The sequence below is a fragment of the Vibrio sp. S457-15 genome (genome assembly GCF_000960545.1).
GTDB lineage: Bacteria > Pseudomonadota > Gammaproteobacteria > Enterobacterales > Vibrionaceae > Vibrio > Vibrio parahaemolyticus.
On record NZ_JYOQ01000177.1, the window covers coordinates 13,544 to 35,171 of the forward strand.

Annotated in this window: 17 protein-coding genes; 10 read left to right on the top strand and 7 right to left on the bottom strand. The window is 47.9% G+C overall.

Going from position 1 to position 21,628, the window contains the following annotated elements; genetic code table 11:
* Positions 1-29: 29 nt before the first annotated feature.
* From UF05_RS19675 to UF05_RS19695, 5 genes are all read left to right on the top strand, one after another.
* Positions 30-1,745, top strand: coding sequence for an ABC transporter ATP-binding protein (locus UF05_RS19675; RefSeq protein WP_005455179.1), 1,716 nt, complete (start codon positions 30-32; stop codon positions 1,743-1,745).
* 92 nt (positions 1,746-1,837) lie between these two features.
* Complete coding sequence (locus tag UF05_RS19680; protein ID WP_005478744.1) at positions 1,838-3,391, top strand: ABC transporter substrate-binding protein; 1,554 nt, start codon at positions 1,838-1,840, stop codon at positions 3,389-3,391.
* Positions 3,392-3,565: 174 nt separating this feature from the next.
* Positions 3,566-4,543 carry an ABC transporter permease gene (locus UF05_RS19685; RefSeq protein WP_005455219.1) on the top strand — a complete coding sequence of 326 codons (978 nt, stop codon included), beginning with the start codon at positions 3,566-3,568 and terminating at the stop codon, positions 4,541-4,543.
* Between the two features lie 2 nt (positions 4,544-4,545).
* A complete protein-coding gene (locus UF05_RS19690; protein WP_005455202.1) occupies positions 4,546-5,502 on the top strand; it encodes an ABC transporter permease in 957 nt (318 codons plus the stop codon).
* Positions 5,503-5,658: 156 nt separating this feature from the next.
* Entirely contained in the window at positions 5,659-6,663 is a 1,005-nt protein-coding gene (locus UF05_RS19695; RefSeq protein WP_045544769.1) for an SPOR domain-containing protein, read from the top strand.
* 239 nt (positions 6,664-6,902) lie between these two features.
* Here UF05_RS19695 and UF05_RS19700 read toward each other — a convergent pair whose 3' ends face one another.
* The 5 genes from UF05_RS19700 to UF05_RS19720 form a co-directional block, all read right to left on the bottom strand.
* A complete protein-coding gene (locus UF05_RS19700; RefSeq protein ID WP_031849935.1) occupies positions 6,903-9,224 on the bottom strand; it encodes a hypothetical protein in 2,322 nt (773 codons plus the stop codon).
* A gap of 263 nt (positions 9,225-9,487) precedes the next feature.
* A complete protein-coding gene (locus UF05_RS19705; protein ID WP_045544770.1) occupies positions 9,488-11,062 on the bottom strand; it encodes a hypothetical protein in 1,575 nt (524 codons plus the stop codon).
* A 3-nt stretch (positions 11,063-11,065) separates the two neighbouring features.
* Positions 11,066-11,638 carry a sigma-70 family RNA polymerase sigma factor gene (locus UF05_RS19710; RefSeq protein WP_005455178.1) on the bottom strand — a complete coding sequence of 191 codons (573 nt, stop codon included), beginning with the start codon at positions 11,636-11,638 and terminating at the stop codon, positions 11,066-11,068.
* Positions 11,639-11,640: 2 nt separating this feature from the next.
* Positions 11,641-13,113, bottom strand: a complete 1,473-nt coding sequence (locus UF05_RS19715) for a hypothetical protein (RefSeq protein ID WP_045544771.1) — start codon at positions 13,111-13,113, stop codon at positions 11,641-11,643.
* Positions 13,114-13,126: 13 nt separating this feature from the next.
* Positions 13,127-14,479, bottom strand: a complete 1,353-nt coding sequence (locus tag UF05_RS19720) for a serine/threonine-protein kinase (protein WP_045544772.1) — start codon at positions 14,477-14,479, stop codon at positions 13,127-13,129.
* Between the two features lie 219 nt (positions 14,480-14,698).
* Here UF05_RS19720 and UF05_RS19725 point away from each other — a divergent pair, with 219 nt between their 5' ends.
* From UF05_RS19725 to UF05_RS19740, 4 genes are all read left to right on the top strand, one after another.
* The gene (locus UF05_RS19725; RefSeq protein ID WP_029832692.1) at positions 14,699-15,706 is read left to right on the top strand and encodes a substrate-binding domain-containing protein; all 1,008 of its coding nucleotides are present in this window, start codon (positions 14,699-14,701) and stop codon (positions 15,704-15,706) included.
* Between the two features lie 55 nt (positions 15,707-15,761).
* Positions 15,762-16,697, top strand: a complete 936-nt coding sequence (locus UF05_RS19730) for a LysR family transcriptional regulator (RefSeq protein WP_005455215.1) — start codon at positions 15,762-15,764, stop codon at positions 16,695-16,697.
* Between the two features lie 269 nt (positions 16,698-16,966).
* A complete protein-coding gene (locus tag UF05_RS19735) occupies positions 16,967-17,371 on the top strand; it encodes an SMR family transporter (protein ID WP_005455212.1) in 405 nt (134 codons plus the stop codon).
* Complete coding sequence (locus UF05_RS19740) at positions 17,368-17,697, top strand: SMR family transporter (RefSeq protein ID WP_005478614.1); 330 nt, start codon at positions 17,368-17,370, stop codon at positions 17,695-17,697. The genes UF05_RS19735 and UF05_RS19740 overlap by 4 nt, the downstream gene beginning before the upstream one ends.
* A gap of 74 nt (positions 17,698-17,771) precedes the next feature.
* Here UF05_RS19740 and edd read toward each other — a convergent pair whose 3' ends face one another.
* Both edd and UF05_RS19750 read right to left on the bottom strand, forming a co-directional pair.
* A complete protein-coding gene (edd, locus tag UF05_RS19745) occupies positions 17,772-19,568 on the bottom strand; it encodes a phosphogluconate dehydratase (RefSeq protein ID WP_023583851.1) in 1,797 nt (598 codons plus the stop codon).
* Positions 19,568-20,092: a gluconokinase gene (locus UF05_RS19750; protein WP_005467756.1), complete on the bottom strand. Its 525-nt coding sequence runs from the start codon at positions 20,090-20,092 to the stop codon at positions 19,568-19,570. Before UF05_RS19750 ends, edd begins: the two co-directional genes overlap by 1 nt.
* A 153-nt stretch (positions 20,093-20,245) precedes the next feature.
* Between UF05_RS19750 and UF05_RS19755 the strand changes: the two genes are divergently transcribed.
* Positions 20,246-21,622, top strand: coding sequence for a GntP family permease (locus UF05_RS19755; RefSeq protein WP_021486891.1), 1,377 nt, complete (start codon positions 20,246-20,248; stop codon positions 21,620-21,622).
* Positions 21,623-21,628 lie beyond the last annotated feature (6 nt).

Genomic DNA, 21,628 nt, shown 5'->3' on the forward strand with positions numbered 1-21,628 from the left:
TACCACAGACAAGGCAGTAGAGGTCTGAAATGTCACTATTAGAGGTGAAAAACCTTCGTATTGAGTATCCATCCCGACACGGCGTTCACGCGGCCGTGAAATCACTTTCGTTTAATATTGAACGAGGTGAAATCGTGGGTGTTGTTGGCGAATCCGGTGCGGGTAAGTCCACCGTTGGTAACGCCGTTATCGATTTGCTGAGCCCTCCGGGACGCGTTGCCAGTGGCGATGTCTTTTTGGATGGTGAAAAAATCTCTGGCTTAACACCAGAAGCGATGCGTAAGGTGCGTGGCTCGAAGATTGGTTTTATCTTCCAAGACCCTATGACCTCTCTTAACCCTTTGTTTACGGTTGAGCAGCAGCTAAAAGAAACCATTCATGCCAACATGAAAGTGTCTGACGACGAGGCGTATCAACGCGCGTTGTCTCTGATGCAGCAAGTCGGCATCCCTCAGCCTGAAAACCGTCTTAAACAGTATCCTCACCAGTTTTCTGGTGGTATGCGTCAGCGTGTGGTTATCGCGATCGCTTTGGCTGGTGAGCCAGATCTGATCATCGCCGATGAGCCAACCACGGCACTGGACGTATCAATCCAAGACCAAATCCTGAATCTTATCCGTGAGTTGTGTATCCAGAACAATGTTGGTTGTATGTTGGTTACGCACGACATGGGTGTGGTTTCAAACGTTACAGACCGCGTGGCGGTGATGTACCGTGGTGATCTTGTTGAGTTTGGGCCAACGGCAAAAGTGTTGGGTAACCCAGATCACCCATACACGCGCAGCTTGATTTCGGCGGTTCCTCGCTCAGACAGAAAGCTCGATCGTTTCCCTCTGGTGAGTTACATCGAAGAAGCGACAGAAATGAAGTCGCTGGACATCAAGAACCACTGGCTGGGTCAAAGCCAAGATCAGCGTGAGTACACTGGCCCGTTGTTGGATGTGAAAAACGTCAACTTAAGGTTTGTGACTAAGGACTCTTTGTTTGAAAGCCGCCGTGAATACGTGCAGGCATCGAACAATGTGAGTTTTGAGGTGCACGAAGGTGAGACGTTTGGTCTGGTGGGTGAGTCAGGTTCGGGTAAGTCGACCATCGCGCGCGTGATTGCTGGCTTGTATGAGCCAAACTCTGGCCAAGTGAAATTTGAAGGCATCGATCTCACGGCGATGAAGTCGGAAAAAGAGCGTCGTCCGATGCGACGTCAAATGCAGATGGTGTTCCAAAACCCATACACGTCTATGAACCCTCGTATGAAGGTGGCAGACATTATTGCCGAGCCAATTCGTTTCCATAAACTCACCAAGAATGAAGCAGAAACACGTCAAATCGTAAATGATTTGCTTGATCATGTTGGTTTGGGTCGCATGGCTGGCGTGAAATATCCTCATGAATTCTCTGGTGGTCAGCGTCAGCGTATTTCGATTGCGCGCGCTCTGGCCACTCGTCCTCGACTTTTGATTTGTGATGAACCGACATCAGCGTTGGATGTGTCGGTACAGGCACAAATTCTGAACTTGCTAAAAGATCTGCAAAGTGAACTGAACCTAACGATGTTGTTTATCAGTCACGATTTACCGGTGATTCGTCAGATGTGTGACCGAGTAGGTGTAATGCAGATGGGCACGTTATTGGAAGTCGCGCCTACCGAGCAGCTCTTTACTGCTCCACAGCACGAATACAGCAAAAAATTGATCTCTCTGATGCCTGAATTTACGGGCTTGCGAGAAGAAATCAAAACGGCATAAACCAAGTATTTCGCTTGGCTGATCTTTAGTCATTATAAAGACGCAAACACAATAACAAGGGATCCGGATCCCCGCATGAAGGAGTTATGCAAATGAAAACCATGAAAAGCAAATTAGCAGTGGCGCTAATGGCTGCGGGCCTTAGTTTTAATGCGCTAGCAGCAGATATTAAAGTTGGCTACGCTGCTGACCCAGTATCGCTTGACCCGCATGAGCAATTGTCTGGCGGTACACTGCAAATGTCACACATGGTATTTGACCCTCTAGTTCGTTTCACTCAAACAATGGACTTCGAACCTCGTCTAGCAGAAAGCTGGGAACGTGTTAACGACACAACGGTACGCTTCAAACTGCGTGAAGGCGTGAAGTTCCACTCTGGTAACTCGCTAACAGCGGATGATGTTGTGTGGACATTTGAGCGTCTACAAAGCTCTCCAGACTTTAAAGCGATCTTCGACCCGTACGAGAAAATCGTAAAAGTGGATGACTACACGTTCGATTTGGTTACTAAAGGTCCATACCCACTTGTTCTGCAAACGGCGACGTACATCTTCCCTATGGACAGCAAGTTCTACTCAGGTAAGACAGAAGACGGCAAAGACAAGTCTGAACTAGTGAAGCACGGTAACTCATTTGCATCGACTCACGTTTCCGGTACTGGCCCATTCATCGTGACATCACGTGAACAAGGCGTAAAAGTGGAATTTGAACGCTTCAAAGATTACTGGGATAAAGCGTCGAAAGGTAACGTTGATAAGCTAACGCTAGTACCAATCAAAGAAGACGCGACTCGTGTGGCTGCGCTTCTTTCTGGTGGCGTCGATATGATTCACCCAGTAGCGCCAAACGATCACCAACGTGTGAAAGATGCGAAAGGCATCGATCTCGTGACACTACCTGGTACGCGAATCATCACGTTCCAAATGAACCAAAACAGCAATGAAGCGTTGAAAGACGTTCGCGTTCGTCAAGCTATCGTGCATGCGATCAACAACGAAGGCATCGTGAAGAAAATCATGAAAGGCTTCGCGACAGCTGCTGGTCAGCAAAGCCCTGCGGGTTACGTTGGTCACAACGAAAAACTGGTTCCTCGCTACGATCTGAAGAAAGCTAAAGAGCTGATGAAAGAAGCGGGCTACGAGAACGGCTTTGCCCTAACTATGATTGCGCCAAACAACCGTTACGTGAACGATGCAAAAGTTGCACAGGCTGCGGCGGCAATGTTGTCTAAGATTGGTATTAAGGTTGATCTGAAAACCATGCCAAAAGCGCAATACTGGCCAGAGTTTGATAAGTGTGCGGGTGACATGCTGATGATCGGTTGGCACTCAGACACTGAAGACTCTGCGAACTTCAACGAGTTCCTAACAATGACTCGTAACGAAGAGACAGGTCGTGGTCAGTACAACTGTGGTTACTACTCAAACCCAGAAATGGACAAAATTGTAGAAGCAGCGAACGTGGAAACGGATCCAGCGAAACGTGCAGAAATGCTAAAAGGCGTTGAAGCGACGCTTTACAACGACGCAGCATTTGTACCGCTACACTGGCAAAGTGAAGCGTGGGGCGCGAAGTCTAACGTGAAAGCAGCAGACATTGTGAACCCAATGGTTATGCCTTACTTCGGCGACCTAGTGGTTGAATAATCACATGATGTAGTTAGAAGGAGGGGACGTATTCCCTCCTTCATGAGCTTCTCTCAAGGGATGCTTGATGAGGCTCATCACTCAGCTCAGTTTTGTTTCAGTCGGATTGAGCGAGTTTACAGACTGAATTTTCTCTCTAAATTTAGAGATCTATGGATAGTTAAGGGGCAAGGAATGTTTTCGTTTCTGGTCAAGCGCCTGTTTCAGGCACTGATAGTGATGTTTGTGATCAGTTTGGTGGCGTTTGCCATTCAGGACAACCTGGGTGACCCGCTGCGTGAGCTTGTAGGTCAGTCGGTTTCAGAGTCGGAGCGTCAAGCGCTGCGTGATGAACTAGGCCTGAACGATCCCTTTATCACAAAGTACACTCGCTTTGTCGGTAATGCACTGCAAGGTGATTTAGGTACGTCCTACTTTTTCAAGCGCCCAGCGGTTGAGGTTATTCTTGATAAGCTGGTGGCGACACTAGAGCTCGTGTTTGGCGCGACGCTCATCATTATTGTTTTATCGATACCACTTGGGGTGTACTCCGCGATTCACCCGAAAAGTATCTTCACCAAGTTTGTCATGGCGATGAGTAGCGTCGGCATCTCGATTCCGGTCTTCCTGACGGCGATCATGCTGATGTACGTCTTCTCCATAGAGCTTGGTTGGCTGCCTTCCTACGGGCGGGGCGAGACCGTCAACGTGCTCGGTTGGGAATCTGGCTTCTTTACCATTGATGGTATCAAGCACCTGATCTTGCCGTGTATTGCGCTGGCATCGATCATGTTGCCGCTGTTTATCCGTCTGGTTCGTTCAGAAATGCTGGAAGTACTGAGTTCGGAATACATCAAGTTCGCCAAGGCTAAAGGCCTAAACTTACAAAAAATTTATTACCAACATGCACTTAAGAACACCATGCTACCGGTACTGACGGTAGGTGGCGTGCAAATTGGTACCATGGTGGCCTACACCATCCTCACAGAAACCGTATTCCAATGGCCAGGCACTGGCTTCCTTTTCCTAGAGGCGATTAACCGTGTTGATACACCGCTAATCACAGCCTACGTAATCTTTGTTGGTCTGATCTTCGTGGTAACCAATACCATCGTTGACTTGCTGTACGGCATCATCAACCCAACTGTGAACCTAACTGGAAAAGGAGCTTAATCATGAGCCAAACCAATACTCCTGCTGCTCCTTCAGCCGTTCCATCTGCGTGGGAGCGCTTTAAAAACTCGGATTTCTTGTACTACTTCAAGCGCGACAAAGTGGCGATGGCGAGTTTTACGGTGTTTTTGATGTTCTTGGTGCTAGCACTGGCGGCGCCAATTCTGGCACCAACTGACCCGTACGATCTGACATCTATCGATATCATGGATTCAGAATTACCACCATCTTGGATGGACGGCGGTGAAGAACGCTTTGTGCTCGGTACGGATGAGCAAGGCCGTGATATTTTATCGACCATTCTTTACGGCTCTCGTTTGTCGCTGACGATCGGTTTTCTAGCGGTCGGTCTACAGCTTGTACTGGGCATCATCATTGGTTTGTCGGCAGGCTACTTCGGCGGTCGTATCGATAGCTTCTTGATGCGTTTTGCAGATGTGCAGTTGTCGTTTTCAACCATGATGGTAGCGATCATCGTCTCGGCCATTTTCAAAGCCAGCTTTGGCAGCGATTTTTACAGCCAATATGCGGTCGTGATGCTGGTGGTGATCATCGGTGTGGCTGAATGGCCACAGTACGCGCGTACGATTCGTGCATCGGTACTGGCAGAGAAGAAGAAAGAATACGTAGAAGCGGCACGCGTGATGGGCTTTAAAGCTCCACGCATCATGTTCCGCCATATTTTGCCGAACTGTTTGTCACCAATCTTGGTTATCTCAACCGTTCAGGTGGCCAACGCCATCATGTCGGAAGCGGCGCTGTCATTCCTAGGTTTGGGTCTGCCAGTTGACCAACCATCTTTGGGCGCGTTGATCAGCATCGGCTTTAACTACATCTTCTCTGGTGCTTGGTGGATTACAGCCTTCCCAGGTATTGTGCTAGTTACTTTGGTACTGGTTATTAACCTTCTGGGTGACTGGTTACGTGATGTATTTAACCCGAAACTGTACAAAGGTTAAGAATTTAGACATAGAGCATTGTTAAATCGCTCATTTCCTTCCTAAACTGAGAGCCGGATGCAATTCCGGCTCTTTTTTTGCTAGTTATTCTTTATTCACATTTTTTTGGCGCTTTGCCGCCATAATGACCTTACCCACTACTTCAGAGTGAAGCGTATGGAAATGAAGAAGGCACACCTCTCATCACGCATTGTCCAATCAGGCCTCAGCTTAGGAGGGCTATTGCTGTGCGCCCAATTTTCAGCTCCGGTATTGGCCGATGACTTTCTTTGTCAGGCGACTCAAGCGAGCGACAAAGAACTGCCGATGCTAGAGAAAAGTTGCCCAATCGGTCAGGGTGTTTGGGGAAAGAAAGTGCCGCAAGGAGGCAATGATTTCTATTGGATTCAATGTGGCTTGCTGCCTAAACCAATGCCACTTGCCAAAGCCAAACCCATTTACAGCAAAATCACCACCGATGTTTGGATGAAGCCCGAAACAAAGGGCTATCGTTGTCTTATTGGGCCTTATACAGAATTTTCTAAAGCGTCTGCTGATTTGCGAGGAGTCAAAACCTTGTCGAACTATCGCGAGGCATTTATTCGTGTGGTTGGCAAAGGGAGTGACAACACCGTGAAGCAAACGCAGTCGTCATCAAAGCCGGCTCCTGTCGCCAAACCAAACGTCGCACCGAAGCCTGTTGCGCCAGTCGTGGCCAGTCGTCCAGATACCGAGGCGTTTAAAGCTTCTGCGACAAAAACAACAGCGCAGCCAGTTACGGCCAAAGAGCCGAAACCGAGCACGACAACAAAACCGGTTGCGAAAGCAAAACCAGCACTGAGCGTAAAAGGCAATGGAGAGGTGGAAGTGCGCTTGCGAGCGTCTCTACATGGCAAAACGTATGTCGTGCCTTACCTGTTAGATAATCAGTTTTATATGGAATATGGTAAGCCGTGGAATCGACTCAACTACGAAAGCTCGCAACAGATTTGTCAGCAGTTGGGCATGTCGCTCGCCACGGCGACTGAATTTAAAGCGTTGCGAGATTCTGGTGTGATGGAGAAGAACAAATGGCCGCTGCAATTGCCGTATTGGGGTAAAGATAAGAAAGGCTTGTTTGCCGATCGAGAACCAAATCAGTTAACCGGCACGTCGTTGTTGAATGTGATGTGTGTGAAGTAGCGGTTGTTCATCCTTAATGTATTCATACATTTTAGGACGAAACATGCTTGTCAAAACGAAGAGAGCCCCGCGATGCGGGGCTTTTTTGCGGTCTCAAATATTGTTGCTACTTGAGAGGTGTTTCTTTGTGACAGTTTGAGCAAATGTACACTTCTTTGATACCGACAAATCGTTCCCAGAAGGTTCGACGTCTTCTACGTAAATGCACACTGTCGCAACAAGGGTTGACGATGGTTGCTTTAGTCATCGTCACCTGGCTCCAAAATTGGTAGTGAAGCCGCGATGCTTGTCATTACTTCTTTGTTGTGAGAGTACAGGCCATATTCCGGCGCTGATTCATGACCGTTTTGCTCTTTACTCCAATGAATACCGATGTAGAAATCACCAAAATCACGGTTGATGTAACGATGACGAGTTTTGTAATCTGATTGTGAGCCCGTTTCTTCTAGAATCAGCAGTTCACGACCTTCATCATCCTTGATTTCCCAGTTTCCTGGCGTTTGGAAGCCGGTCGGCATGAACGACGAGTAATTGTAAGTGTCAGCGTCGTATTCGTATGTACCTGAAGAGTATTTCAGGATTTTGTCGTCGTCTTTGCCTTTACTTTCTACCATCAAGTCATGCTCTACCGTGCCATGCTTGATGTGTTCTGCAACCGAAAGTGATTCCGCAAACGGTGTGTTGCTTGAATCCATCCAGAACAGTTCATCATCTGAGATTTTAACGATAATCTGAGTGCCGTTATTCCCGGTTTTGTGCTGGTACAGCATTTCATACTCTTCGCCGTAGCTGTTGTATAGCTTGCCGTCTTTTAGCTCGACGTCTTCACAGTCTTTGTTGTTGTATTCCGCGTAACCGGTTTGTTGGTCAAGATCTGCAAGAATGGCGTAGGCATCGTGTTCCCATGTGTTTTCTAGGACGTCGCTGATGTTCGCTTTGTACTCTTGGTTCATCTCATCGTGGTTTGAACCCCAGCAGAATAGTAGGCCCTCAGAGTCCTGCATCAACATGGCATAGCCAATTTCACCATCTTTTTGCGCAAAGCTACCCATTTTCCATTCTTGACCGTTGAAGTGCGCTTGCGTGAAGCCCAAAGTCGGTACTACTGGTGGTGGCGTAACGCCTTCTTTTACTTCTGGCATGCTGAGTGCAATCTGCACCGCGGTATGACCATCTGTTGCGCTAATGGTAAGTGCTGCACCAGATTCACCAGCTTTTGTCGGTGTGCCTTTAATGGTGACAATCGCATTGCCATCTTCAATTGCTGATAGGCCTTCAATGCCTACGTAGTCCGCTGAGTAGTCGGTGATCTGACCGTCTTTATCTTGGAACAAACCAGAAATATCGAGCGTTTGTTCAAACAGTTCGCCCTGTTGTAGGTACCAGCCATCAACAATGGATTGCAGGCGAGCTTGCTCTGCTTCAACAACCATTGGTGGTAAGTTTGCAGATTCGATTTCGATTTCGAATACTGTGCTCACAGTTGATAGCACATCCCCGTTAGAGTTTTTGTCCTGCGCCGTTAGAACAATCTCAAAATCACCGGATTTTTCTACGATCGCGGTTGGGTGTAGAACAATTAGGTTACCAACTTGCTCAACTTCAATGCCTGTGCCCGCTAAATTATGCGTCAGTTTTGTGCTCACAAGGCTTTGGTCTTTGTCTTTGAAAAGACCTTCGATGTTTAGCTCAACGCCATCAAATGCGGCACCTTTTACGATTTTTGGTAGCTTATCCAATTTATCTTCAGCTGCGTCTTCTACGGTTTCGTTGACGGTTAGCTTGTTGTTGACTACCGTTTCAGGCGCTAAGTTGTCGCTATTTGGCGTGCTATCAGTGATGACTGGACGTAGGCTTGGGTCATTGATGTTTTCGCCAGACGCGACAAGACGATCCACTTCTTGGTTTGCCGCTTGAGCAAACTCAGTCGCTTTCTTCTCGTAATTTGTTGGGTTTTGCGCTTTAGATTCTGTCAGAATCTGAGCGGTTTTATGTAGTTCGGCGTTTTTTGTCGCACCTTCAACAAAGTCACTGTACAGATCAATCGGAGCTTCCTCTGAGCCTCCCAATGCTTTGTTTACGTTTGCTTTCGCGTCTTCTTCAGTAATTGAAGGGTCTTTTGCCATTTCAATCGCCACAAGGTCCGTGATAGGTGAGATCACGTTAGACGATGATGGTGCGCGGAATACGATTTCGTGCGCCATAGCTTGGCTTGGGTGGTCCATATCTACGGTGTAGGTGCCAGCGTATTTCTTGGCATCCAAGGCGATAAGTTGTTTCTGTTTCGCACCGTTTGGAACGAGAGTTTGCAGTGCTAAGGTTTTTTCTGGTTTAGCGGCCAGTGTAAGCTGACCTTTCTCATCGGTCAGACCAAGAATAGATTCTTGAGTGTCCCATTGACCGTTGTTGTTCGTGTCTTCAAAAACAACTGCATTTTTGAAGTAGCCGTCAAAACCTGTGATCACAACACCGTTGCTTGCACTGCTTGAACCGCTATCTGAACCGCCACAGCCTGTAAGAGCGATAGCCACTGACGCTGCTAATAAACTCACCTTATTCATTATTCATTTGTCCTTGTTCGTTTCCGAATGAGAAAGTCGCTTTTTTTATTGTTGTTTTTCTTAAATCTCACTAGTGAGATTTAAGAAAGTTGTGTCTTTTTAATCACTATTGAGTAAGTGTTCAAGACACGAAAAACCGCATAAAACCCGTAAAATTTATTTGAGTTTTTTGTCGATGAGGAAGGAAATGAGACTTTGATCACGGTTCCACTTTTTGTTTTTAGTGATTTAATGGTCAAAATAACATTATGTATTTTAAGTGGTTATTTTTTGTTGCTTGAGCGTAACGGCTTTGGGCTGTGATAAATCATATTGATTTTAAATTCTTCAACGCGATCAGCCAGTTCAGGCTTTGGACGCAAAATGTAGCTGTACACCTCGCCATCAAGTAGTTCGTCGTAAGGCGAGTAGCTCAGATCAAATGCTAACGATTGTTGTCTGGTCGTGGGGTTACTAATGTATTCGTAGCAGTCAATTAGGTAAGTCGGATCGTAGGGGTTAGGATCGGAGATGATGTCGACCTGATAGTCTCCTTGACCAGCAATGACATGGCTGCCGTACCAGATGGCGACATCAGCACAATACAAGTTTGGATTGTAAGTGCGTAAGTTGAGATCGGAATCGATGCTTTCACCATGAGGACCAATGACTTGAGTTCCATGGTGATAAATATAATTGCCAATTTCAGCCACGAGATAATCGCCGTTTGGGCGAGGTAGCAAATAGTCAAAAAAGGATATCTGGTATAAATATCGTCCTGTCGGTGCGTTGATGCGTTTTTCCATCGATTGCTTGTTCTTTTGCATGGTATAGCTTTCGAATTGTTTGCCATCAAACACGGTGGTGAAATAGTTCTGAGTCTCTTTATGAACCTGAGATGGGTACACCTTTTTGGTGGTCCAGATTTGACGAGCACCATTTGCGCTAACAATCAACGAGTCATCACTGATTTTATAATGGCCCACTTTTTTTAGTGCTCCCTTTTCTGGGCATAACCGCTTGTTGTTGGAGGCGGCAAAGTACACTTCTTCGTTTTCAAACTGAAACGCTTCGCAATACACCACTTCATACGCGTACGCGATACCGCCAAGGTTTTGTGTGGTTTCGAGGCGATACACAATGTCACCGACCAAAGGATGGTCGGTGTTGTTTTGCTCTTCTTTAACGACTGGCAATTCAAAACGGGTCGTGACCCAGGCGTAATCTTCTTGACCATGATGATTGTCACGAGCAGCCACGGCTAAGTAAGTGGTTTGGTCGATTTCTTCTGGCGCACCTTGTACCACGATTTGGCCTTGGTTGAGCACCTGAAGACCATTGGCGTTTTCTAACCAGATCCGAGTGGTGAGCAAGTCACCATCTGGGTCTTCAAATAATTGGTTCAGACTTAACGAATTGCTGATCGGCTTGTTCTGCGTCAGCTCCCAACCATAAATGATGGTTTGCAGTTGCTGTTCGACCGATAGGTTGATGATGGGTTTGCTGTTGTTCGCCGCATCAACCTTGGGTTGTGGTGTCACCGCCGTCAGATCGTAAGGGTAGTAACCGTCAAACGTATCGAAAGGGTTCTCGGCGACGTTTTGTTGATCGAATGGGGTGGCATTAAGCACTGCATCTAAATCGAGAGAGCTCGAGCCATCCAACGCCGATGTTGTGAGCGCCTGCTTCACCTCAATTAACGACGTACGTTCACCATAGTGATGTTGGCTTTTTCTTTTATCGACAGGAGAGCTATTTAAAGAGCTGGCCGCAGACGCCATGCTGCTCTCGTCACTTAACAAGTAAACACCCAATAAACCGGCGCCGATCGCGCCGATAATCCACAGTTTCTTGGTCATGATTTATGCGTGTGCCATTCTTGATTGCAGCCAGCTGCGTGAGAACTTGAGGTCTTTTTCGATTAGGCTTGCGCTGCACTCTAGCAGTTCGCTGATCTCCTGGTTCTTCATGCCCATCAGGTATTTGAGTTTTAAGGCGCTCGATTGACGCGGGTAGCGTGTGCTAAAGCTATCTAAGGCTTTGTCCATGATGATCAACTGCTCAAAGCGGTCTTCTTCGTCCTTCATCAGCGTGATGTGCTGGCGTTTTTGCGCTTGGTGTGAGCGAGCGTTGTCGATCAATATTTGGCGCATGACTTTAGCGGCCATTAAGAAAAAATCACGCTTGGTCGCGATTTCACTCATGTCGCAGTTTGACATCTTTAGGTAAGCATCATGAATCAATGCGGTGGTGCTGTTGACGCTGTCTGCCAATACCATGTTGTCGGTGCCGTATTTTTCGGCGTTGCGCTCACGTTCTTGTTGGGCGATTTTACGCAGTTGCAAATAGGCGAATTGGTACAGCTCGCTTTCGGCTTGTTTATTACCAGACTGCCACTGCTGAATAATGTGGGTTAGGGCTGAAGTCGTTGCCATGGTTATACCTCCTCGCTCACTTTGACAAATTCAGAAATCGTATGCGTTTCAATATGATCAGAACCATCTCGGTTACGACTAACGTTCTGTTGGTAGCGATACAAAATGCCTTGCTCCCAGTTGGCTCCCGCCGGTAAGTACTCCCAAGTGGTGTAGTTGATTTCTGCCGGAGTGGTTGACCAGCGCACCATGATGTTCATTTGCGCCAAATTGGCTTTCGGTTCGTCATTGTTTACCCACCACATATCGGCAAACTCGCGGGTGACATCTTGGGTGTATAGGCTTGCATCGGTTGGGCAGGTCTCGGCGCTGCGTGGCAATCGCATCACTTGTTGGGGGCGCATTAACAGACACGATTGTGTCATGGATTGCTGGTGGTATTGGGTTTGCTGCCACACGCCGAGGTAGTCGATGTCGTGCTCGTTGGTGTTAGGGTAGGAAAACCACAGCATTTCAGTGCGGTTGCTGTGTTGGATGTGTTTGTTACGCCCGAGACCTTGTACTTTCTCCATAAAGAGCTCAGTGCTTGGGTCAAAATTCATCGCGACTGAGCGATATTTCCAGTCGCCTTCATCGTCAAAGTCTTCGAGAGAGAAGCCGTTCAAGTCGTTGCGGGTGCATCCTGTGATAGAGCAACCAACAAGGTTAAACCAATCCGAAAACTTGCTAATCGGCTCGACAATATCTTCAGTAATTTGGTGATTCGGTGATATGAAGCAACCTTGAAAATGGTCGCCAACACTCGGGTGTTCAATTAACGAATCTTTGGTGATGGTGAATCGGGTTTCACCAAAAGGGGGGCGATATTTGGGGTGATGTTTATAGCGCAGATCGTAGGCACAAGCGCGGCCCTGCCAATCTTTCTTTTTGATCACGATGTTTTTGAACGTGATACCGCGAGGTTCAAAGATGATCTCATCAGAGGCAAAGTTTTCCTCAATGTACTGCTGGCTTTCGTTCAAGTGATCAATCGCCTCATCGACAGAAACCCAGTCGAGGTTGAGATGTCGTTTAGCGTCATCCAGATAATTGAGATCGAGACTCTTGAGCTGGCTTTGAAAGCGAGGATCAGACAACACACGGTTGGCTAAGACAATTTCCTCACGATTCTCAGGCGTGCTGTCGAGAGAAAGCAGCAGACGCGTCATATTGATGCTGCGACTGGGTTTGGTGGTTGCCATCGTTGGCGTAAGCACTTCTTGGCTCGATAAGGTTGTTAGCAGATAACCTTTGTCATCGTTACCGAGGAAGAAGCTGATCACATCACCTGGTTGGTAATGAAATGCGCCTTGCTGAGTGACTCCCGTGATATTGGAACTGGTTTTGTAATACAGGCCAGTCACTGGAGAGTCGATAAAGTAGCCTTGCTTCAAGGTTGAAGCTGGCGGGTGTGAAGTGGCTGCAGAAGCATCTGCCGCCAAAGTGGACGTAGCCGTCAATGCAGACAGCCAAAATACCACTGAACGTGTATACATCTTGTTTTAAGCCTTATTGGTTGGTGCTGTCCTTAGACGCACAATTTGGCTGACAACTCATTGGTGTAGTTAGGTGCTTCTCTGGCACCGGTGTCATCATCGCCAACAACATTTTTTGTTTTATATGTTTGGGGATATCTGGGTTAGAGAGTATCCGCCTTCGTGTTAGCTCCATCATGGAGTTCACCGAAAGATGTTCGACGTTCTGCCCCTTCGCATGGAAGATGAGGCGAGTCAGTTCGTACATCATATCTTCTGCAATCTTCTTCTCTTGTTGCAGTTGGATATTCTTTTGAATCAATGCATTACCAAATAGCACGCCGGATAAAACCAGAATGGCAGATAATGCTGCAGCCAGCGGACGGCGCTGTACTAAACGCAATGCGCTGTACAACGGCCAATGTTTTTTTTGTTCGATTGGGCGCCGCTCAAGCATGCGCTCAATATCAATTCTTAGTGCTCGAACGTCTGAATAGCGCAGTTTTGCGGCAGAGCGTGTCGCGCGTCTAATGACCCAGTAAACATCAGACCAAACGCGCGGTGACGGAAACATCATCGCGAGAATTTTACCCAGAGAGTACACATCGCTTTGTGCCGTCAGAAACTGACCAGTCTGTTGTTCTGGACTGGCAAAGTTTTGGCTAAACGCAATTAATGCGGGTGGGGATTCGCCACCGCTGTTTTGCACTTTCTGCGTCAGGTTGAAATCGAGCAATTTCGGTCGTTTATTTGGGTCAATCAGGATATTTTCAGGCTTGAGATCGGCGTGTAACACGTGGTGGTGATGCGCGTGTTCCATTGCCTGACAAATCTGCTTAAACAGCGTGAGCTTCTCGCGGTCTGTCAGTGTGACTTCGGCAAGATAATCATCCAATGTTTGGCCAAACACGCGCTCCATGACGATGTAAACCGAGTCGTCATGCAGGCCGCCGTCAAAGACTTTCGCAATATAAGGGTGATTTAAACGTGCTAGTAGCTGCGCTTCATCGAAAAGTGCCCGTTGTCCGAGCACATTACTTAAATTGCTTTGGATGAATTTGATCGCAAGATCTTGCTCGAAGGTCTCATCTGCGCGTTGCGCGGCATAAACGACGCCCATACCACCACGTCCCAACTCATGAGTTAGGCGATACTTACTGATCACTTCGCCACTAAGGTCGATCTCGCTGTTGGTCGCTTGATGAGCGCCAAAGTAAAGCAATTGCGTTAATCGCTCTTCTGGGGCTTCATGGGCTAAAAGGGACGCGAGTTGAGTGTATAGCTCAGGTTGACTCTGTTGCAATTCTTGGAGGTATTGCTGCTTTTGAGAGTCGTCCAGATCAAGAAGATGATAATAAACTTGGGTTTCGCTGGAGCCTAACTGCACAGTGCCTGATATCTTATTGTTTTACGTGCGCTATTTTATAAGAAACTCAATATTAATGTCATTTATTTATTCGTTTTGCGAGTGTTTCTTTAAAAACAACTCTGTAACAATAAGTGCATGATTTTATTGTGGATATTATGTTTGGCTTTTGGTGGCTTGTCGGCATCCTGTGTATTCGTCATAATGTTACATGTAACATTATTGATAAATCACATATTTATGGCTCAACAGAATAAAAAAACACGAACGACATTGCAGGATGTCGCAGACCAAGTTGGCGTAACAAAGATGACGGTTTCGCGCTATATGCGCAATCCAGAATCGGTGGCTGAGAAGACCCGCGTGAAAATTGCCGCGGCAATCGAGGAGATGGGGTACATCGAAAATCGCGCCCCCGCGATGTTGTCTAAGTCCTCCAGCAAAGCCATCGGCATCTTACTTCCTTCTCTGTCCAACCAAATTTTTGCTTCCTTTGTTCAGGGCATAGAGACGGTCAGTAAGGCTAACGGCTACGAAACACTACTGGCACACTTTAGCTACGATGAGTTGGAGGAAGAGCGCAAAATCGCCTCTTTGCTTTCCTACCAAGTGGATGGGTTGATTTTGACTGAAAGTCACCACACTCCACGCACGTTGCAGATGATCAAAAACGCTGGCGTTCCGGTGGTCGAAACCATGGAATTGCCGCCACAACCGATTGATATGGCTGTGGGCTTGGATCATGAAGACGCTTCGTACAACGCGGTGAAACGTATGTTGGACGCTGGTAAACGCACCATTGTTTATTTCGGTGCGCGTTTGGACACGCGTACCAAACTGCGTATGCAAGGTTATGATCGTGCGATGAATGAAGCCGGACTCGAACCCAAACATGTGTTAACTGGCGTGCACTCCAGTTTCTCCCTTGCGCATGATTTGCTTGAACGCGCACTGGAAACGTACCCAACGCTCGACGGGGTGTTCTGTACCAACGATGACATCGCAATTGGTACTATGCTGAGTGCGCAGCAGCGTGGCATTCAAGTCCCGCAGCAATTAGCGGTGGTGGGTTATAACGCCTTAGATATCGGTCAGACCATCAGTCCGAAGCTGACCAGCGTTGATACGCCGCGTTTCCAAATTGGTGTAAAGAGTGCAGAGCTTTTAATTGCGCGTCTGAAAGGTGAAGCGCAAGAAGAAAAAGTGTTTGATATGGGTTATCAGATCACTTCAGGAGAGAGTGTTTAACTCGCAGTTAACCGCTCTTCGTATTCGCTCATCAATGGTATTGGCAGGTTAGGGTATGGCACATCAGCTGGATGCATTGGATCTCAACTTAATGCGTTTATTAAAAGCCGTGGTGGAAAACCGCAGCATCAAGCTGGCCGCAATGCAGCTTGGCATTTCTCAACCGAGCGCCAGCCGCGGCGTAATGAAGCTGAAGCAAGTGTTTGATGACCCGCTATTTGTGCGTAAAGCGCATGGGGTAGAGCCATCTCCCATGGCGATTCGCCTTGCCGCCGAATTCGATAACATGATTGCACCACTGGAAAAAGTGGTGCAAGAGTTTGAAGTATTCGACCCTCAGCAATATCAAGGGCAGATCGCGATTGTAACCGACCCTTATTTGATGGATGAACAAGGGCAGCGATTGCTAACTGGCTGTCATCGAGCGTTCCCTAAAGCGCACTTTGCCTTTTCCAGTTGGAACAGTTATTCGCACGATGAAATGCTCGAAGGTGAGCACGATTACTGCATTCTTGACCAAGAGACCGAACTGTCGAAAGACATTTACATGCGCCCGTTATTCGTTGAAAAACGAGTGATTTTGGCGCGTAAAAACCATCCGACCTTGTCGAAAGTCAGCAATGATTGGGACACGGTCTCCAAGCTGCCCCTTGTTTCTTTGCCTGCGCCCGCGTCATATAAACCGCTTTGTACTGTGGAGTCCGAGTATCGCCGTATGGGCTATGAGCCCGTGGTGTTATTGAAATCCTATAATTTGCGCGTGGCTTGCCAAATGCTGCAAGAAACCGACGCGATTATGTATGCCAGTCAAAGCTCGGCATTGTTGATGCCGGAACTGGCGTCTTACGCAATGCCACTCGTCAACCGTGAGTTCAGTCAGTTTGTGGTCTCTGGCGGTTTCCTTCAAACCAACCGCAACCATCCTTTGCACAGACACCTGCATAAAGTGGTGCGACAAACCCTCAATACGCCGCTGATTTTTACGCAGTGACGTCACTTTATGGCATCGGCTGAATGAGAGATCAGGTACTTTAACCTTGACAATATTGTGTGATTACATAGACAACTTACTTCTTAAGATATTCAAAAATGAATATCTCAATTACCTGTCTCTTTTTCCTACCCAGCGCTAACCTTATCTCAAATAGTCAGGAGAAGTGGCTCATTTTTATCTTTTTAACTTTTTGAATGTCGATACAGGTACGCGACATTCACCATTCTCCGTTATGCATTTTTTTAATTTCTGATGGAGGATTAATCATGCTAGTTGCACGTCTATTTTTATTGCTCGCCATCGTTGCCGAAGTGGCTGGCACCAGCACGATGTCTCTTATTGGACAAGGGCACGGGTGGTGGGGCTACATCGTAATGTATGTGCTGATCGCAATCTCTTACTACTTTCTCGCGTTTGCCGCGAAGAAAATATCGATCGGTGTGGCATACGCTGTCTGGGAAGGGTTGGGTATCTCGTTGATCACCGTGGTGTCGATCATCGCCTTTGATGCCAACTTAAACCATCAAGAGCTGTTTGGTTTGATGTTAGCCGTTGTCGGCATTGTGTGTGTGACTTTAGGGGAATCACACGATCAACCTAACGCTGAGAAAAACGCCGATAAACCGGCAAAAGAACGTTCATTTTCTGCTAGTACAAGGTGCGAATCATGAGTCAATTTTTTACGATGTCATTTGGATTTGTCGTGATGGCTGCCTTGGTCGATATCATGGCCAATATGGCACTGACACGCTCAAAAGGTTTTAAATACAAAGGCTGGGGTATTGCGGCGATTGTGTTGGTACTGACAGCATTCACGCTGTTGGCACAAGCGGTTAAAGAGATCGACTTAGCCATTGCTTACGCCTCTTGGGGCGCGATCGGTATCTTGGGTACCGCAGTGGGTGGAGCCTTGCTGTTTAAGCAGAAACTCAAGCCAATCGGCTGGTTTGGTATCTTTGTGGTGATTGCTGCGGTCGTAGTGATGAAAACCGCTTAATCAAGCTAAACAAAAACAACGAAGACAAATACAAAGAGCGGAGTATCAAACTCCGCTCTTTTGGTTTTTCTGGTTTAAACAATGAAGCTTGCGCCTTCTTCTGCGCTAGAGACGTTTTGGCGGATCACGCTAAACAAGCCTCGTCCCCATGTTTGTTGGGTAGATTCGGTGTCGAAATGAATCAACTCGCGACCAGTGGTATCGCTTAAGTTGTTCAGTTCACCCGTTTGGCAATCCAGACGAATCAAATCGCCGTTGCGCACCAAACCAATCGCGCCACCACGAATGGCTTCTGGAGAAACATGAATCGCAGACGGAATTTTACCTGACGCGCCAGATAAGCGACCGTCAGTAACCAGCGCCACTTTAAAGCCCGCTTTTTGCACGTTACCTAAAATTGGCATCAGCTTGTGCAGTTCAGGCATGCCGTTTGCCGCTGGGCCGTTGTGTGTGACCACAACGATGCAATCTTTGTTCAGCTCGCCACGTTTGTACGCGGCTTCCACTTCGTGTTGGCATTGGAATACGATCGCTGGTGCCACAATCACGCGTTGCTCTTCTTTCACCGCAGACACTTTCACCACGGCTTTGCCCAAGTTGCCAGTCAGTACGCGAGTGCCGCCGGTGTTTTGGAAAGTGGCGTCTGGTTTGGCGATCACGTCACCGTCTTGGCTGCCTTGGCACGGCGTCCAAGTCAGTTGGCCATCGACAAGGCTCGGCAGCGTCATTTGGTCTTCAAATTCACCAAACACGGGTTTCACATCGCGATGCAAAAGTTCGGATTCGTTCAAGCGGTGCAATAACGCTGGCACGCCACCCGCGTCTTGGAACGCGTTCATATCGGCTGGGCCGTTCGGGTAAACGCGAGCTAACAAAGGAACCACATCCGAAAGATCGCTGATGTCTTGCCACGTGAGCAAGATGCCAGCAGCACGCGCCACGGCGATCATATGAATGGTGTGATTGGTGCTGCCGCCAGATGCAAGTAGAGCGATGATGCCGTTGACCAAGCTCTTTTCTGTGACCACTTCTGCCAACGGACGGAAGTGTGCAGAACCCGCCGTCATTGAGGCGATTTTCAGAGCCGCGTGATCGGTTAACGCTTTACGCAGTTGGGTATGGGGATGAATGAATGCCGAACCTGGCAGCATCAAGCCCATGGCTTCGAACACCAACTGGTTGGTGTTGGCGGTGCCGTAAAACGTGCATGTACCCGCAGAGTGGTAAGCGCGACACTCCATATCCAGCAGAGCGTCTTTGCCGACTTCTCCCGCTGCGTATTTTTGGCGCACGTCGACTTTCTCTTCGTTGCTGATGCCTGTTGCCATCAGACCCGCTGGTACAAACGCAGTCGGTAGATGCGCGTAAGACAGCGCGCCCATCAGTTGCCCCGGGGCAATTTTGTCACAGATACCAAGCAGTAATGTGGCATCAAAGACATTGTGGCTCAAAGACAACGCCGTTGATTGCGCAATTAAGTCTCGCGAAAACAGCGACATATCCATGCCTGCTTGACCTTGAGTCACCCCATCGCACATCGCTGGCACACAACCTGCGACTTGCGCTGTATGGCCGTAGTCCGCCAGTACTTGTTTGATTTGCGCTGGGTAGTCTTGGTACGGCTGGTGGGCGCTCAACATGTCGTTGTAGGCGCTGATCAGCGCGACATTGGCATGAGTAAAATCGAGAATATTTTTCTTTTCAGAAGAGCAAGAAGCGGCGACTGCATGGGCTAAGTTACCACAAGATAAACCAACACGGCCTTTGCCAGCTTCGGCTTGCACTTCGGTGCGAGCAAGAAACGCAGCGCGCGCTTCACGGCTGCGCTCGGTCAAACGTTGTGTGACCTCAAGAACAACAGAGTGAGTCATTACGCCACCTCGATCGCTTGCATTTTGATTAGCTCAGCGGCAGAGCGTTCCACCACGTCGCTGATGTCTCCGTCGATACTGACGATCAGAGTTTGAGGCTCGTTGTCTGGGCGCTCTAGCGTCTCGAATTGGCTCTTCACCATGTTTTCTTTCATGAAGTGGCCTTTGCGCATACGCATGCGATTAAGGATCAACTCCATATCGCCATCAAGGAACAGGAAGGTCACGTTGTCGTTGCCTTCGCGGATCTGATCGCGGTAAATCTTTTTCAGTGCTGAACAGACAATAATGCCGTGTTCGTTTTTGCTTTCTAGGCTGTACGCCGCATCACGAATGCGTTCTAGCCATGGCTTGCGATCATCATCGTTCAGAGGCTGGCCCGATGCCATTTTCTGAATGTTCGCTCGTGGATGAAGATCATCACCATCAATGAATTTACGCCCTAGCTTTTTCGCTAGATGCTCACCAATTGTGCTTTTACCACTAGCACAAACGCCCATAACGATGACACTACTACCAGCCATAACTTATCCTCATAACCAAATTTGCGCGTGATCTCAATTTTTGAATTCACTTTAAAATATGGGTTTATCTTATTCATGTTATCGGTAACATGTTACCGGTAACTGAAATAAATGTGAACCATAACACAAACAATAATTCTTAAAGGTGAACCTATGGAGCAATTAACCCAAGCCCCAGATCCTACGTTCCTACTGACGATTGCAGGCCTTGCCATTGCAGCGTTACTCGTTCTGATCATTAAACTGAAAGTCCATGCTTTTGCTTCCCTTACTATGGTGAGTTTAGGCACAGCAATCGCCACTGGCGTTCCTTCTGAGAAAGTCGTATCGACCATGATGGGCGGCTTCGGCGGCACACTGGCTTCCGTGGCATTGCTGGTTGGTCTTGGTGCGATGATCGGTAAAATTCTTGAAGTGACTGGCGGTGCGAAAGTGCTGGCAGACACTTTGATTGGTCGCTTTGGTAAAGAGCGCGCACCATTTGCTTTGGGCGTCGCTTCATTACTGTTTGGCTTCCCAATCTTCTTCGATGCTGGCCTTGTAGTGATGATGCCAATCATCCTAAGTGTGGCGGCTCGTTTTGGTGGCTCACCAATTAAATACGCGTTGCCTGCAGCCGGTGCTTTCGCGGTTATGCACGCGTTTGTTCCACCACACCCAGGTCCGGTTGCAGCGGCAGAATTCCTTGGCGCAAACATCGGTCTGCTATTGGTGGTGGGTATTTTGGTTGCTATTCCAACTTGGTACCTTGGCGCTTACCTATTTGGTTTGTACGCGGGCAAAAAATTCGATATCCCACTATCTAAAGCCTTCTTTAATGGCGAAGCGATGGTGGATGAGCGCAACGCACCAAAATTTGGCACGGTTATGACCATCCTTGTGCTGCCAGTCCTGCTAATCTGTTTGGATACGGTATTGAACACACTGGCGGTTGCAGGTTTGATTGATGGCAAAACGGCACTGGTTGAGTTCCTACGTATGCTAGGTAAAACCCCAGTCGCGTTGCTGATTACTTTGGTTGTCTGTCTGGCTGTGTTTGCCAAAGACTACGGCATGGCAAAACTAGAAAAATTGTGTGGTGAGTCATTGGCTCCAATCTGTGGCGTTATCCTAGTAACGGGTGCTGGTGGCATGTTTGGCGGCGTACTGCGCTCAAGCGGCATCGGTGATGCACTGGCTGACGTTCTTACAGACACAGGTATGCCTGTGATTGTGGCGGCGTTTGTGATTTCAACCTGTCTACGTGTTGCTCAAGGCTCGGCAACTGTAGCGCTAACCACTACGGCGGCTCTTATCGCGCCAGTTGTGGCTGCATCAACAGGTTTGAGTGAACTAGACCTTTGCTTTATCGTAATCGCGATTGCGGGTGGTGCAACGGTACTGTCTCACTTCAATGACTCTGGTTTCTGGTTGGTCTCTCGTCTGCTTGAGATGGATGAGAAAACCACATTAAAAACTTGGACGGTAATGGAAACGTTACTTGGCGGTATCGCGTTTATTATCGTCGCAACATTAAGCTTTATTCTTTAGAGGTTC

Excerpts from the sequence above, each read along its gene's own strand:
- edd (WP_023583851.1), bottom strand. The coding sequence starts at position 19,568 with ATGACTCACTCTGTTGTTCTTGAGGTCACACAACGTTTGACCGAGCGC.
- UF05_RS19675 (WP_005455179.1), top strand. The coding sequence starts at position 30 with ATGTCACTATTAGAGGTGAAAAACCTTCGTATTGAGTATCCATCCCGA.
- UF05_RS19690 (WP_005455202.1), top strand. The coding sequence starts at position 4,546 with ATGAGCCAAACCAATACTCCTGCTGCTCCTTCAGCCGTTCCATCTGCG.
- UF05_RS19730 (WP_005455215.1), top strand. The coding sequence starts at position 15,762 with ATGGCACATCAGCTGGATGCATTGGATCTCAACTTAATGCGTTTATTA.
- UF05_RS19680 (WP_005478744.1), top strand. The coding sequence starts at position 1,838 with ATGAAAACCATGAAAAGCAAATTAGCAGTGGCGCTAATGGCTGCGGGC.
- UF05_RS19740 (WP_005478614.1), top strand. The coding sequence starts at position 17,368 with ATGAGTCAATTTTTTACGATGTCATTTGGATTTGTCGTGATGGCTGCC.
- UF05_RS19700 (WP_031849935.1), bottom strand. The coding sequence starts at position 9,224 with ATGAATAAGGTGAGTTTATTAGCAGCGTCAGTGGCTATCGCTCTTACA.
- UF05_RS19695 (WP_045544769.1), top strand. The coding sequence starts at position 5,659 with ATGGAAATGAAGAAGGCACACCTCTCATCACGCATTGTCCAATCAGGC.
- UF05_RS19755 (WP_021486891.1), top strand. The coding sequence starts at position 20,246 with ATGGAGCAATTAACCCAAGCCCCAGATCCTACGTTCCTACTGACGATT.
- UF05_RS19750 (WP_005467756.1), bottom strand. The coding sequence starts at position 20,092 with ATGGCTGGTAGTAGTGTCATCGTTATGGGCGTTTGTGCTAGTGGTAAA.
- UF05_RS19685 (WP_005455219.1), top strand. The coding sequence starts at position 3,566 with ATGTTTTCGTTTCTGGTCAAGCGCCTGTTTCAGGCACTGATAGTGATG.
- UF05_RS19715 (WP_045544771.1), bottom strand. The coding sequence starts at position 13,113 with ATGTATACACGTTCAGTGGTATTTTGGCTGTCTGCATTGACGGCTACG.
- UF05_RS19710 (WP_005455178.1), bottom strand. The coding sequence starts at position 11,638 with ATGGCAACGACTTCAGCCCTAACCCACATTATTCAGCAGTGGCAGTCT.
- UF05_RS19705 (WP_045544770.1), bottom strand. The coding sequence starts at position 11,062 with ATGACCAAGAAACTGTGGATTATCGGCGCGATCGGCGCCGGTTTATTG.
- UF05_RS19735 (WP_005455212.1), top strand. The coding sequence starts at position 16,967 with ATGCTAGTTGCACGTCTATTTTTATTGCTCGCCATCGTTGCCGAAGTG.
- UF05_RS19725 (WP_029832692.1), top strand. The coding sequence starts at position 14,699 with ATGGCTCAACAGAATAAAAAAACACGAACGACATTGCAGGATGTCGCA.